The organism is Pseudarthrobacter sp. alpha12b (genome assembly GCF_054130495.1).
The window spans coordinates 3,756,155-3,769,117 of record NZ_CP196746.1; the positions used below are offsets into that span (position 1 = coordinate 3,756,155).

Here is a 12,963-nt window from a genome sequence, read left to right on the forward strand (position 1 = left end):
CCCTTAAACAACTCAGGAGAACCCCTTGAACCAGGCTTTTGTGTACGACGCCGTGCGCACCCCGTTCGGCAAGTTCGGCTCCGGACTGGCTGCCGTGCGTCCGGATGACCTTGCCGCGCATGTGATCAAGGAGTCCGTGAAGCGGGCCCCCGGTCTTGATGTTGAGCGGATTGATGAGGTGGTGTTCGGCAACGCGAACGGTGCTGGTGAGGAGAACCGCAACATCGCCCGGATGGGCACGCTGCTGGCGGGTCTGCCGGTGTCCCTCCCGGGGACCACGGTGAACCGGCTGTGCGGGTCTTCGCTGGATGCGGCGATCATCGCCTCGCGGCAGATCAACGCCGGCGACGCCGATCTGATGCTGGTGGGTGGCGCCGAGTCGATGTCCCGCGCACCGTGGGTGCTGCCCAAGACGGAGAAGCCGTACCCGGCCGGGGACATGACCCTGGCGTCCACCACGCTGGGCTGGCGGCTGGTGAACAAGGCGATGCCCAAGGAGTGGACCATCTCCCTGGGCGAGGCCACCGAGCGGCTCCGCGAGAAGTACGGCGTGACCCGGGAGGCGCAGGATGAATTCGCCGCCGCCTCGCACAACCTGTCCGCGGCGGCCTGGGACGAGGGCTTCTACGACAACCTGGTGGCCCCGGTCCCTGGTACGGACCTGGTCCGCGACGAGGGCATCCGGGCGGGTTCGTCGGCGGAGAAGCTCGCCGGCCTCAAGACCGTGTTCCGGACCGAGAACGGCACGGTCACCGCGGGGAACGCGTCACCATTGTCCGACGGCGCCTCCGCGGCCTGGATCGGGTCCGAGGCCGCAGCGGGGCTGCTCGGGCTGGATCCGCTGGCCCGGATCGCCGGACGTGGCGCGCACGCCAACGATCCCCAGTACTTCGGCTACGCCCCCGTGGAGGCGGCGAACAAAGCCCTCGCGAAGGCGGGCATCGGCTGGGACCAGGTGGGCGCCGTCGAACTTAACGAAGCCTTCGCCGCGCAGTCCCTGGCCTGCATCAACGCCTGGGGCATCGACCCCTCAATCGTGAACCGGCACGGCGGCGCCATCGCGATGGGCCACCCGCTGGGTGCTTCCGGGACCCGGATCCTGGGCACCCTTGCCCGGTCCCTGCAGGCCTCCGGCCAGCGCTGGGGCGTCGCCGCGATCTGCATCGGCGTGGGCCAGGGCCTGGCCGTCGTGCTTGAAAACGTCACCGCTGGAAAGGACCAGTAATGCCGTGACGACCTGGCCCGACCGGGGCCAGGACATCACTTTGCACAAGGAGAACGGGATGCTCGGAATAGGACCGGAGGCCAAGGGTAATGAGATTGACGAGGACCTCATCAACGCCGCGGCCTCCCCGGACCTTGTCGAGACTTGTCAAAAGGGCCCGCTTCTGTGAGCCCATCGTCATCGCACATAAGGGAAAGGGCGGAGCATGCAACACGGACTGACGCAGACGGAAATTGACTTCCTGGAGTTGCTAACCCCAGGCGAGGCAATTGAAGTATTCAATAAGCGAAGCGTCTCACAATGGCGCGGGACAGTTGAGCAGGTCGCTTCTGAGATCGGCGTTGCCTGGATCCGCACCGAATCCGGTGAACGGAAAATATTCGACATCAGGGAGCACCTAGTCGGGCGGCTTTTAGGACCGGAGGGGTCCTATTCCATTCCGCTGCCTTAAGTCCGGCCGATGGCTCGCTGTGCTGCCCAGGCTTGGAAGCCGCCGACAAGGTCGGTCGCGCGGGTCAGTCCGAGCCGCTGCAGGGTATGTGCAGCGAGGCTGGAGCTGTAGCCCTCGTTGCAGACCACCACGATCCGCCGGGCATGGTCGTCAGCGATGGGGAGCCGGTGGGGGCTGGAAGGATCGAGCCGCCACTCGAGAACATTTCGGTCAATGACGACCGCTCCCGGAAGATCACCGTCGCGGTCCCGTTGATCGGCCGGCCGTGTGTCAACAACAAGCGCGCCCGCTGCCATCTCCGTCTCAAGATCCGAAGCGTGAACACGGTCGAGCCCGCTGCGGCTCTCAAGTAGTAATTGATCGATCGCAGGAATCCCGGGGTCAATGCCCGGATCTAAACTGCTTGGGGTCGCCGCGGCGTCGTCGGAGATGTAGGACTGTTTCACCGTTTTCCTCATTGCCTGCTGATCGATACTTGCTGCGCCATTTGGTGCCTGATCTTCAAGGGTATGTCTACCGGAATCCGGTGGTATTTGGCCCAGCCAGGTTAAGTACGTCCTTGAGCATCGCCAGGGCGGCCCCTGCAGGGCTGGAACGGCCGCCCTGCACCGTGATGTCCCCGGCTTCGGGGCAGCTAAAGACCATCCCCTTCTCCGGGCCGGCGATGTGGAAGAGCGGGTCAGGCGGCGCCACTGCCTCCAAACGCACAGTGACCGCCAAGGGTCGGGCCAGGGACGCCCTCGCCACGGCGCGGAGGCGCAACCCCTGCTGGGCGGCAGCCAAGGCCCTGGCAGGCGAGGAGGACCCAACCGGTTCCGTTTCCACTGAAATCCGGGAGACGTCCCAGTCCCACAGGAGTCCCGCAATCAGCCGGACCTTCGTGGCCGCGTCCTTCCCGGAGAGATCCGCGGAAGGGTCGGCTTCTGCGATGCCCCGCCGCTGGGCTTCCAGGACCGCCGCTTCCAGCCCAATCCCGGCGGACAGCTGATCCAAAACGAACGTCGACGTCCCGTTCGGGCAGGCCCGCACCGCGATGCAGCCCATGCCTTTCAGTGCCACCCGGGCGAGGTCCGCCGCGGGCAGCGCAGCCCCGGTGGCCCCCGAAATCCGGATCCGGCTCTTGCCTTCCGCAGCGGCACGCCCAAGGTCACGCCAGTTGCTGAGTATGTGGCTCTTCGTCGCCATGACAACATCAATGCCGCTCCTGAGCGCGGCAGTCGCTTCCTCCAAGGCGCGGGCGTGTGCCTCAACTGAAGACGGGAGTGCCTGGACCAGAACCGCAGCACCAGCGCGGGCCAGCGTCTCCGCAATGGGCCGTATCGGCCCCCACGACGAGCGTTCCGGCACGCTGGAGCCGGGCGCAAGAAAGACCTCAGTCGCGTGCCCCCGGATGGCAGCGACCCTGAGTCCGGAATCCGGTTTCAGAACCGCGGCAGCAAAGGCCTGCCCAACAGCACCGAAACCGGACAGAACCAGTCGTGCAGCTTCCAACGGCAAGGGCCCCTACTTCGTCGTCATCCGGTACCGCTCAATCTGCCGCAGCCGCCGCAGGAGGCTGTCGCGCCGCGGGTGCGGGACGGCGTCGGCCGCTTCTGCGGTGAGGTCGATGTGTTTGGTGCCGTACTGCCATAGGAGGAGATCGTCCAGGAGCCGGTCCGGGCCGGGGGAGTAGCGGTGGTCCAGGGCCTTGCGAACCTCAGTAATCCGGTTGGCGCTGAGGAGCCCGGCAAGCTGCATGGTCTGGTTAAGCCCGTGCGCGGCGAGGAGCTCGGCGGCCCAGCCCCAGTCATCGTCCACCTTGCGGTCCACGTGCGGGAGCAGGGTGCGCCAGACGTCCCGGATCCGGTTGGGCGTAAGCGGCGCAGCGCCCTCGCCGTCCATGTCCCAAAAACTGCGGACCTCCTCATACCGTTCGTGCAGGTCAGCGAAGGCTGTCTCTACCGTTTCCAGCATGGCCGCGGTGGCGGTGAACTGCCGGTCGAAATGGGGCGTCCACGCGCGCGGGTCCTCGGCTTTGAACCGGATGTCGTGCTCGATCTCGCTCCACGCGTGGGCGAAGATGGTGCGGATCTGGCACTCGAAGAAGTAGCTGCCGTTGGGCTGCAAATCGGGGTTGAAGACCTGCTGGTACTCCTTGACGGCCTCATTCTGGATGGTGCGCAGGATCAGGTGCCGGCTCGAATACCCGTAGGTGCCGGACTCGATGGAGCCGATGTCCTTTTCGCGGTCGCCGCGGCAGTCGAAAAGCTGCCGCTGGCGCTTGATGATGTTGGCCACCGCGGCATTCTCGGCCGGCAGCTTGGTGATCACCCTGATGCCCACCATGTCATTGAGCGTGCGGAACGGGTCCGGGAACTTCAGGAGCCTCCGGCCGCCCGGCTCAAGCGGTTCCTCGGTGCGCGAGATCTTCTCCCTGAAGGATTCCACCGTCTTGGTGCGGCCGGTAACGAACAGCGGCGTGACCTCGCTGTCCTTCAGCATGTCCCGCAGGACCAGCAGGACATCCCGGGTAACCAGCTTCAGGGCAGGCCGGACGCGCTCATAGATCTCCACGTTGTGCTGCACCGACTCACGCAGCGGTGCGTCCAGACTTTCCCAGTTACTCGGCATGATCCCAGCTTACGGCCGGGGTCTGACAGCCAGCCGCTTTGGTGCCCCTACGTTGAGGCGGCGGACGTGGAGCCGCGCACCATCAGCGACGTCTCCAATGTGACGCCGCCGGGCTCCAGCGACTTGCCCTCCATGAGCCGGCGCAGCTGCTCCCCGGCCTTCTGGCCCAGGGCAGTGGCGGGCAGGTGCACGCTGGTCAGGCCCGGATTGCTGGTGGCTGAATAGGGCAGGTCGTCGAACCCGGCCACGGCCAGTTCCTCCGGAATCCGAACCCCTGCCACGCGCGCTTCCTGCAGCACGCCGTAGCCGTGCGTGTCGGTGGCGCAGGCGACGGTGGTCACCCCCGCACGCTGCCACTCCGGCCAGGCTGCGGCGAACGCAGCCGCCGCCGTCCCCACGTCGATGGTGGTGCTGATGATGCGGCCGGGACTCACGGTGATGCCGCGGGCGGCCGCCTCCGCCAGGAACGCCGCGCGCCGGACCGCGAACGTCTCGGTGCCGGTCACGCTGTCCACATAGGCCGCTTCCTTGTGCCCGGACTCAGCCAGGTGCGCCGCCAGCTGGCGTGCCCCGCTGGCCACGTCCAGGTTCACGGACGGCGCGTAGGACTCCAGCCCCGGCGCATCAAGCAGGACAAGGGGCGACGGCGACGCGAGGTCTTCGAGGAACCCGGCGTTGGGTGCGTCCACCAGCAGCCCCGCCGGCCGCAGGGACATCAGCCGCCGGACGTCCGCGGCCGCCGGAAACTCACCGGCCTCGGTGACGGACAGCAGCAGTTGGTACTGCGGGCCCAGCGATTCCCGCACGCCGGCGATCACCTTGGCGAAGAACGGGTTGGAGATGTCCGGCGCCACCAGGATGACGATCGAGCTGACGCCCTTGGCCAGCGAGCTGCCGATCCCGTCCACCACGTAGCCCAGCTCGGCGATGGCCTCCCGCACGCGGGAAATGTTGTCCTCGGCGACGCGGCCGGCAGTCTTGCCGTTGGCCACCAGCGATACCGTGGCCACCGAGACCCCGGCCCGGGCGGCGACCATCGCCGCCGTCACCCGCCGCGGCCGCGGGCGTTGCTGCTGCACCTGTTCCCCGGAATCCATACTTTGATCGTAGTAGGCGCCGGAGTACCCCAGCCCCGCTCCCCGAACCTTCGGTTGGCTGGAGGTCCTGGACCCCCGCACCAGCCAAGACATCAAGCGTTTGACGTGCAACGATATCGGGATCACGTTAAGCGTTTGACGCAAGCGCCAAAAGCCTGCCATGATCACTTCCGGAATACTGAAACCCCTGCCCGCGAGGCAGGCCCCAATGACGTGGAGAACCATCGTGGAACCAAATCCCCGGACCCGCCCAAGCCAGACCGAACCCAGGAAAATCATCCTGGACTGCGACCCCGGCCACGATGACGCCGTGGCCCTGCTGCTGGCCCACGGCAACCCCAGCATCGAGCTGCTGGCCGTCACCACGGTGGTGGGCAACCAGACCCTCGAAAAAGTCACCCGCAACGCCCTGGCCGTGGGCACCATCGCCGGCATCACCGGCGTCCCCTTCGCCGCCGGCTGCCCGCGGCCCCTGGTCCGGAGCATCGAAACCGCGCCGGACATCCACGGCGAGTCCGGCATGGACGGCCCGGCCCTGCCCGAGTCCACCATCGAACTGGACCCGCGCCACGCCGTGGACCTCATCATCGACACCGTCATGGCGCACGAGCCCGGCACCGTCACCCTGGTGCCCACCGCCGGCCTGACCAACATCGCCCTGGCCGCCCGCAAGGAACCGCGCATCGTGGAACGAGTCAAGGAAGTTGTCCTCATGGGCGGCGGCTACCACGTGGGCAACTGGAGCGCCGTGGCCGAGTTCAACATCATCATCGACCCCGAGGCCGCGCACATCGTCTTCAACGAGAAGTGGCCCGTGGTGATGGTGGGCCTGGACCTCACCCACCAGGCGCTGGCCACCCCGGACGTGGTGGAGAAGATCGCGGCCATCGGCACCGGGCCGGCCAGGTTCGTTACCGAGCTGATGGATTTCTTCGCCCACACCTACAAGGACGCGCAGGGCTTCGACTACCCGCCCGTCCACGATCCCTGTGCGGTTGCCTACGTGATCGATCCCAGCATCGTCAGCACCCGCAAGGTGCCGGTGAACATCGAACTGCAGGGCACGCTCACCCTTGGCATGACCGTGGCGGACTTCCGCGCGCCGGCCCCGGCCGACTGCCACACCAGCGTGGCCGTGGACCTGGACCACGCCCGCTTCTGGGACCTGGTCACCGACGCGCTGATCCGTATCGGCGAGCCCGGCACCAACGGCACCGCGGACGACGGCGGGCCCCGCCAAGGCGCGGTGCCCACCAAAGTCAGCGCGGCCGGCGTCGTACGCCCGGAAAGTGCCCATCTCGCCGCCGGAGGGGTCAAGTAAATGACCGCCACCATGACTGAGACCAAAACCGCCCGCGGCAACGTTGCCGCCCTGATGACCGCGCTGCTGGCCGCCTGCGTGGCATTCCAGCTCAACGCCTCCATGCTCAGCCCCGCCCTGGTGACCATGGGCGAGGAACTCAAGACTGACCAGGCCGTCATCGGCTTGTCCCAGACCTGGTTCTTCACCGCCGCCGCCCTGTTCTCCCTGTTCCTGCCGCGCCTGAGCGACATCGTGGGACGCAAGAAGGTACTCGTGGGGATGATGGTGCTCATGGCCGTGGGCTCCGTCATCGCAGCCCTCGCCCCGGACGTCACCTGGCTCTTCGTGGGCCGCATCATCCAGGGCGTCAGCGGACCCACCGTCCCGCTGTGCCTCATCATGCTGCGCTCCGCCGTCAGCAACCCCCGCAAGTACGGCACGCTCATGGGCCTCATCACGGCCGTCAACGGCGGCGTGGCCGGCGTCGATTCCTTCGTGGGCGGTTACTTTGCCGAGCACTTCGGCTTCCGCAGCATCTTCTGGCTGATGGTGGTGCTGGCCGTCGCCGCCACCGCCCTCGTCATGGTCCTGGCCGCGGAGAGCAAGCCCGCCGCCGGTACCCGGATGGACTGGCTGGGCGTGTTCTTCATCGTGGTGGCCGTCGGCGCGCTGCTCACCGCGCTGAACGAAGGCTCCAAGCTGGTGGCCGGATTCTCCCCGGCAACCCTGATGCTGAGCCTGGCCCTGGTGCTGGTGTCCGCCGTCGCGTTCCTTGCCTTCTGGCGCACCGAGCAGCGGGCTGCCCAGCCCATGGTGGAAACCGTGCACCTGCGCCAGCGCTCCACCTGGGCGCCGCTGCTCACCACCACCCTGACCATGACCGGCATCTTCGCCGTCATCAACGGGATCGTCCCCGCCTACGTCCAGGCTGCCGACCCCGGCTTCGGCATCGGCCCCACCGAGATGTCGCTGATCATCCTCACCCCGTACGCGCTGCTGGGCTGGCTGGTGGGCCCGATCAGTGGAAGGCTCGCGCCGGTCCTGGGGTACACCAAGGTGCTCCGGGTTGGTCTTTTGGGCAGCATCGCGGCGCTCGCCGTCATCGCGTTCCTGGGCCTGCACAGCCTGCCGATGATGATCGCCGGAACGGTCTTGCTGGGCATCATGTACGCCGGTACGGTCAACATCATGCTCAACGGACTCGGCGTTGTCCTCTCGCCCGCCGGCAACCCCGGTTTCCTGCCCGGCATGAACGCCGGTGCCTTCAACCTGGGCGCGGGCCTGAGCTTCCTGATCCTGCCCGCCGTCCTGGTGGCGACGGCGTCCCTTGGCGACGCGAAGGCCTCCTACCTGACCGTCGTGGTGGTCGGCCTGGCCCTGACCGTCGCCGCGTTCGGCGCCTCGCTCCTGATCCCCAAGCCGGTTGAGGCCGAGGTGGCCGCGTGAGTGCCGCGGCCGGGCACCCTGGCCGGATCGTCGTCGTCGGCTCCCTCAATGCCGACCTCACCATCTACTGCGAACGCCTCCCGCAGCCCGGCGAAACCGTCCAGGGCAACGGGTTCGCCGTGAATCCCGGCGGCAAGAGCGCCAACCAGGCCGTGGCCGCCGCCCGGCTGGGCGGGCAGGTCAGCCTGGTGGGTGCCGTGGGGGAGGACGCCAACGGCAACATGCTCGAGGCCTCCGTGGCGGGTGCGGGTGTGGACGTCAGCCACGTGCGCACGTCCAGCGAGCCCACGGGTGTCGCCGTGATTGCGGTGGATGCCAGCGGCGAGAACAACATCATCATCTCCGCCGGCGCCAACGGCACCCTGTCCCCGGCCGACGTCGCCGCGGCCGCGGACGTCCTGGAGGGCGCCGCCGTGGTGAGCCTCTGCCTTGAGGTCAGCACGGAGACGGTGCTGGCGGCCGCCCAGGCAGGGCACGACGCCGGCGCCACAGTTTTGCTGAACCTCTCGCCGTATGCGGAGATCCCGTCAGCCCTGGCCGGGCTGGCGGACGTCCTCCTGGTCAACGCCCACGAGGCCGCGCTGTTCCTGGATTCCCGGGTTCCCGGTGCTGATGCGGCCGCCGGTGAGTGGGATGCCGTGCGGGAACAGTTCGCCGCGCACGGAATCCAGCAGGTACTGGTGACGCTCGGTTCGAACGGGTCCGTGGTGCTGGACTCCCTGGCTTCGGCCGGCTCCCGCGTGACCCGCATCCAGCCCACCACGGTGGCGGCTGTGGACACCACGGGAGCCGGCGATGCGTTCACCGGCGCGGTTGCAGTGCGGCTGGCGGCGGGCGATGCCCTCGCGGATGCCGCCGCGTTCGCCTCGGTCGCCGCGGCCCTGGCCACCACCCGCAAAGGCACGCAGGCGGCGTACCCGGACACGGCCGACGTCGAACGCCGCCTCCGGGCTCAATAAATCCCATCGATTGCTCCGTACTTGTCGTTCCCACGCGCGAAAACGACAAGTACGGAGCAGTCGATGGAGGTTAGCCGAGTTTCTCCAGCGTGACGCCGGTGTGCTCCGCCAGCTGGGTGAGCAGGGCGTCCTGGAACTGGGGATCGGTGGCGGCCGGGTGCGGAGTTTGCCGGTGCTGGTGGTACCAGTAACCTCCGCTGGCCAGGGCGGCAGGGTCGTCGCTCGTGGCAAGCCACTCCTGGGTGCGGTGGCCCAGTTCCAGGCTGTCCGGAGCCGACCGCCCGCCCATGCGGGTGGGCACCCAGCCGGGGTCCACGGCATTGCTGGCGACGCCCGGCACCAGCCTGGCCACCGCTGCCGACAGCGCAGTGACGTGCAGCTTGGTGGTGGAGTAGGAGGCCGTCGTCGTACGCCCGGCCCAGTCCAGGCCGCTTAGGCCGGTGTCGCCGCCGCGGTGCATGCCGCTGCTCAGGTAGATGAGCCGGCGCGGACCGGGGATGAGGGCCGTGAGCAGGTACGGGGCGACGACGTTCACGGGCAGCAGGGCCGGACCGTTCAGGATTCCGGCGTTGTGGATTACCGCGTCGATGCTGCCCATCCCGGTGGCCTGGACCGCGATCTGCCGGACCTCGTCCAATACGGCGAGATCCCCGGTGACGCACTGCGCCCCGCGGTCCAGCAGATGCTGTAGGGCGGGGACCCGCTGGGAGGACCGCGCGTGGACGATCACTTCGTGGCCGTCCCCGAGCAGCGTGTCCGCTGTTGCCAGGCCCAGTCCGTCGGTGGAACCGGTGATGAAGACGCGTGCCATTCGGGCCCTTCTTTCGCTCGGGGTGTTTCCCTACGCTACCCGGAGCCCCTGCTGTCCAGTCCATGCCTCACGCGGTACAGGATCAGCTGCGCTTCCTGCCAAGGATCAGCGCCAGCAGCCCTCCGAAGGCCAGAAGCAGCAGGCCCACCACCAGCAGGCCGGTGTCGATGCCTGTGTTGGCCAGGGTTGTGGGGGTGGCGGTGCCGGCAGCGTTGGCGGCGCTACCGGTAGCGACCAGAAGGCCGCCCGCGATCACGGCGAGCAGGCAGCCACGGATATTACGGTGCATCATGAAGTTCTCCTGAAAGTTGGATCGGGCCTACTGCTTGGCCCACGATTGGCTCATTCCGCGCCGGGGCGCGGAGGGGCCTCAACTAGTCAGGAGATGATCCGGGGCCGAAGGACACCGGTGCGGGGGCAGTGGGCCGGCCGCCCTCGACGGAAACCGTGCCGGCCGCAGGGACGTGGAAGTTATGGGCGTCGAGCCATGCGGGCATTGTGGACCCATTGCCGCCGGATGGGCTGCTTCCGCCCGTGGCAACACCCGGCATGCCGGTTATCGCATTCGACGGCCCACGGAGTGGTGCGTCCTGCGGTCCCGCCCCTGGCGGTAGCGGCGTTCCGACTGCAGGCCCCATCCGCGGGTCGCACGCGAGGCCGTTGCCGTGCGATGTCGCATGGAGGGCCCGGGCGGAAGCCGGCGCAGCGCTGGCGGTCTCCGCCTCCGGTTCGGCCGCCCGGGGAGGTGCGCCGTCACCCGCCTGCGGCACGTCAGCAACTGCCGGAATGGCGGGCGCCCCTGTCGAGGGCCCGGGTGCAACGGGTAGGGGCGCTGGCAAAGGCACGGCGTCGATGACCGGTTCAAGGACAGGGTCAAGTGGCTCGAGGACCGCGCCGGCCACGGGAACCATGGTTCCCACCGCCCCGCCGATGACGCCGTCCACACTGCCAACGGCCGGATCCACCGCTGCCGTCACGGTTCCTGCCGGCACAACGGTGTTCACCACCGGAACAGCCCGCGCAACGTCGTCGGCCAAGGCGGTGACGTCCTCCACCACCGGGCGGAGGGTCGGCATGGCAACACGTGCCGGGATGGTCGAGGCGGGTGCTGCCACCCCGTCAACCGGTCCTGTTTCCACTGGTGCCAGGACGTCCTTAGCCTGATGGGCGACCGTGGCGGTGACTGAGCCCAACGTAGATGGGGCGGCATAAAGGAGTGGGTCGCTGGAGGTGGAGGAATCGGCGGAGGCGGCTCCGGCGGACAGGGCGATCCATGATGCAGCTACCGCCACGGCGAGCAGAAGGGGGCGGAGAAACGCCCAGGCACCAAGTTCTGACTTCACGTTGTACGCCTCCCCCAGGGTCACCTGCAAACAATGCTGCCCACCATAAGCACAGGCCAGCAGCAGAGTCCAACGACGGAACAACGCAATTAACGTGATGCAGTCAAGTGTTTGCGATCCTCAGGCCGAGTCCGTCGGGGCGGCGCGGTGGTCGATGTCCGCGGCCAGGGTGTCAATGCGGTCCATGGCTTCGTTGAGTTTCTCGACGGCGGCCCAGAGGTCCGGATGCTGCTCCCGGACCTGGTCCAGGGTGCTCCCTGCGGAGCGGAGGGACCCGAGGTCAAAGCTGACGTTGGTGCGGGCACCCGCCACGGCCGCACGGAGGGCCCCGAAAGCGACGACGACGTCTGCCACCAGTGACCGGTTGCCGTGGGTTGCCAGCCAGGCGAGGTCGTCAATGGCCTCGATGGCCCGCTCGCCAAGGACGGCAGAGGATGCGGCTGCATCCACTGAGGCTTGCCGGATTGCCTCGTCCCGCTCCGGACCCGGCTCCAGCCGGAAGGCGGCGCCGAATGCTTTGGACGCGGACGCATCGTCATCCGCCAAGCGCAGGGCTTCCTGGCGCAGCGCCCGTGCCCGCGTCCGTATCCCTGCCGGCTCCCCGCCGTCGTCCCCGCTGTAGCCGGCGACCATCGACGTCAGCGATGCCGCCACCGACAGCATCAGTCCGGTCCCCGCACCTCCGCCAGGGGAACCCGTGGACTCCGCCAGCGCGCGCGTCCATTCCTCAACAGTCGACCCCTGGGTGGTCACAATCTGTTCATCCATGCCAGGAACCGTGCCCACAAACGTGCGCGGCTAAACGGCGGTTACGGCGGCATCACGCCCACACTGGCCCAGTTTTGGAGGTCCTCGCCGCGGAAACGCGGGGCGCTTCCGGCGACCGGGGCGGATAAAGTGGGCCAGTGTGACGCAGCGCTACCGCTATGAGTACGGTGACGACCCCAGCCAGTGGGGCGAACTTTTCCTGCCCGATCTTCCGGCTGGCGGAACCCACCGGGGCGTGGTGGTGGTGATCCACGGCGGATACTGGCGCTCCACGTACGGCGCCGAACTGGGTGAGCCACTGGCGAAGGACCTGGCGGAGCACGGCATGGCCGCCTGGAACCTCGAGTACCGGCGCGCCGGCAACGGCGGGGGCTGGCCGGGCACCTTCGAGGACATTCTGGCCGGCATCGACAAGCTGGCGGAGCTGGCCGAACCGCACTCGCTGGACCTGGGCAAGGTGGTGGCCCTGGGGCATTCGGCCGGCGGGCATTTGGCGGTGTGGGCCGCGGGCAGGGACCGGCTGCCTGGGCCTGGCCCTGGCCCGGCGGAGGGCGGCGAGGTGGCGAAGAGGCACGACGCCGTTCGCGTCACCGGGGTAATAAGCCAGTCCGGCGTCCTTAACCTGGCCGATGCCGAGCGCCTCCACCTCAGCAACGGCGCGGTGGGCAACCTGCTGGGCGGCCCGTCGTCGGACTTTCCCGGGCGCCACCGGTACGCCGACCCCATGGCCGCGCTGCCGCTGGACCTTCCCGTCTATGCGGTCCACACGACGGAGGACGCCGACGTGCCGCTCAGCATGTCCACCACGTATGTCGACGCCAGCCGCACGGGTTCCGTGCCCGCGGAGCTGATCATGGTCCCGGGCGACCATTTCGCGCTGATCGATGTCACCGCGGAAGCCTATGCGACGTGCCGGGAACTGGCGAGCAGGCTGCTGGGCTGACACGAAC

General features: G+C 68.1%; 13 protein-coding genes and 1 pseudogene. 6 read left to right on the forward strand and 8 right to left on the reverse strand.

Translation table 11 applies throughout. The annotated features are described in order from the left end of the window. Positions 1-25 precede the first annotated feature (25 nt). Both ACTAQI_RS17310 and ACTAQI_RS17315 read left to right on the forward strand, forming a co-directional pair. Positions 26-1,225 (forward strand): thiolase family protein, encoded by a 1,200-nt coding sequence (locus ACTAQI_RS17310; RefSeq protein ID WP_457947494.1) that lies wholly within the window; start codon positions 26-28, stop codon positions 1,223-1,225. A gap of 28 nt (positions 1,226-1,253) precedes the next feature. Then, a pseudogene (locus ACTAQI_RS17315) lies at positions 1,254-1,355 on the forward strand (3-oxoadipate CoA-transferase); the annotation flags it as partial. Between the two features lie 317 nt (positions 1,356-1,672). On the opposite strand, the gene ACTAQI_RS17320 reads toward ACTAQI_RS17315, so the two are convergent. From ACTAQI_RS17320 to ACTAQI_RS17335, 4 genes are all read right to left on the reverse strand, one after another. Continuing rightward, entirely contained in the window at positions 1,673-2,122 is a 450-nt protein-coding gene (locus tag ACTAQI_RS17320; protein ID WP_457947496.1) for a rhodanese-like domain-containing protein, read from the reverse strand. Between the two features lie 67 nt (positions 2,123-2,189). Then, positions 2,190-2,861, reverse strand: coding sequence for a hypothetical protein (locus tag ACTAQI_RS17325; protein ID WP_457947497.1), 672 nt, complete (start codon positions 2,859-2,861; stop codon positions 2,190-2,192). Between the two features lie 318 nt (positions 2,862-3,179). Further along, the gene (locus ACTAQI_RS17330) at positions 3,180-4,286 is read right to left on the reverse strand and encodes a GTP pyrophosphokinase (RefSeq protein WP_457947499.1); all 1,107 of its coding nucleotides are present in this window, start codon (positions 4,284-4,286) and stop codon (positions 3,180-3,182) included. Positions 4,287-4,333: 47 nt separating this feature from the next. Continuing rightward, entirely contained in the window at positions 4,334-5,323 is a 990-nt protein-coding gene (locus ACTAQI_RS17335; RefSeq protein WP_457951095.1) for a LacI family DNA-binding transcriptional regulator, read from the reverse strand. Positions 5,324-5,591: 268 nt separating this feature from the next. Between ACTAQI_RS17335 and uriH the strand changes: the two genes are divergently transcribed. Genes uriH through ACTAQI_RS17350 form a run of 3 tightly spaced genes read left to right on the forward strand, consistent with a single transcriptional unit; the run spans position 5,592 to position 9,091 of the window. Beyond that, positions 5,592-6,704, forward strand: coding sequence for a uridine-preferring nucleoside hydrolase UriH (uriH, locus tag ACTAQI_RS17340; protein WP_457947500.1), 1,113 nt, complete (start codon positions 5,592-5,594; stop codon positions 6,702-6,704). Further along, the gene (uriT, locus tag ACTAQI_RS17345) at positions 6,705-8,132 is read left to right on the forward strand and encodes a uridine transporter UriT (protein ID WP_457947502.1); all 1,428 of its coding nucleotides are present in this window, start codon (positions 6,705-6,707) and stop codon (positions 8,130-8,132) included. It abuts the gene before it with no gap. Beyond that, on the forward strand, positions 8,129-9,091 hold the full coding sequence (locus tag ACTAQI_RS17350; protein WP_457947504.1) for a ribokinase: 963 nt from the start codon (positions 8,129-8,131) through the stop codon (positions 9,089-9,091). The genes uriT and ACTAQI_RS17350 overlap by 4 nt, the downstream gene beginning before the upstream one ends. Positions 9,092-9,161: 70 nt before the next feature. On the opposite strand, the gene ACTAQI_RS17355 is transcribed toward ACTAQI_RS17350, so the two are convergent. The 4 genes from ACTAQI_RS17355 to ACTAQI_RS17370 form a co-directional block, all read right to left on the reverse strand. Continuing rightward, positions 9,162-9,902: an SDR family NAD(P)-dependent oxidoreductase gene (locus ACTAQI_RS17355; RefSeq protein WP_457947505.1), complete on the reverse strand. Its 741-nt coding sequence runs from the start codon at positions 9,900-9,902 to the stop codon at positions 9,162-9,164. A gap of 82 nt (positions 9,903-9,984) precedes the next feature. Then, positions 9,985-10,194: a hypothetical protein gene (locus ACTAQI_RS17360; protein WP_457947507.1), complete on the reverse strand. Its 210-nt coding sequence runs from the start codon at positions 10,192-10,194 to the stop codon at positions 9,985-9,987. Between the two features lie 82 nt (positions 10,195-10,276). Then, on the reverse strand, positions 10,277-11,245 hold the full coding sequence (locus ACTAQI_RS17365; RefSeq protein ID WP_457947508.1) for a hypothetical protein: 969 nt from the start codon (positions 11,243-11,245) through the stop codon (positions 10,277-10,279). Positions 11,246-11,365: 120 nt separating this feature from the next. Continuing rightward, entirely contained in the window at positions 11,366-12,013 is a 648-nt protein-coding gene (locus ACTAQI_RS17370; protein WP_457947510.1) for a cyclodeaminase/cyclohydrolase family protein, read from the reverse strand. A 139-nt stretch (positions 12,014-12,152) separates the two neighbouring features. On the opposite strand from ACTAQI_RS17370, the gene ACTAQI_RS17375 reads away from it, so the two are divergent. Then, on the forward strand, positions 12,153-12,956 hold the full coding sequence (locus ACTAQI_RS17375) for an alpha/beta hydrolase (protein ID WP_457947511.1): 804 nt from the start codon (positions 12,153-12,155) through the stop codon (positions 12,954-12,956). Positions 12,957-12,963 lie beyond the last annotated feature (7 nt).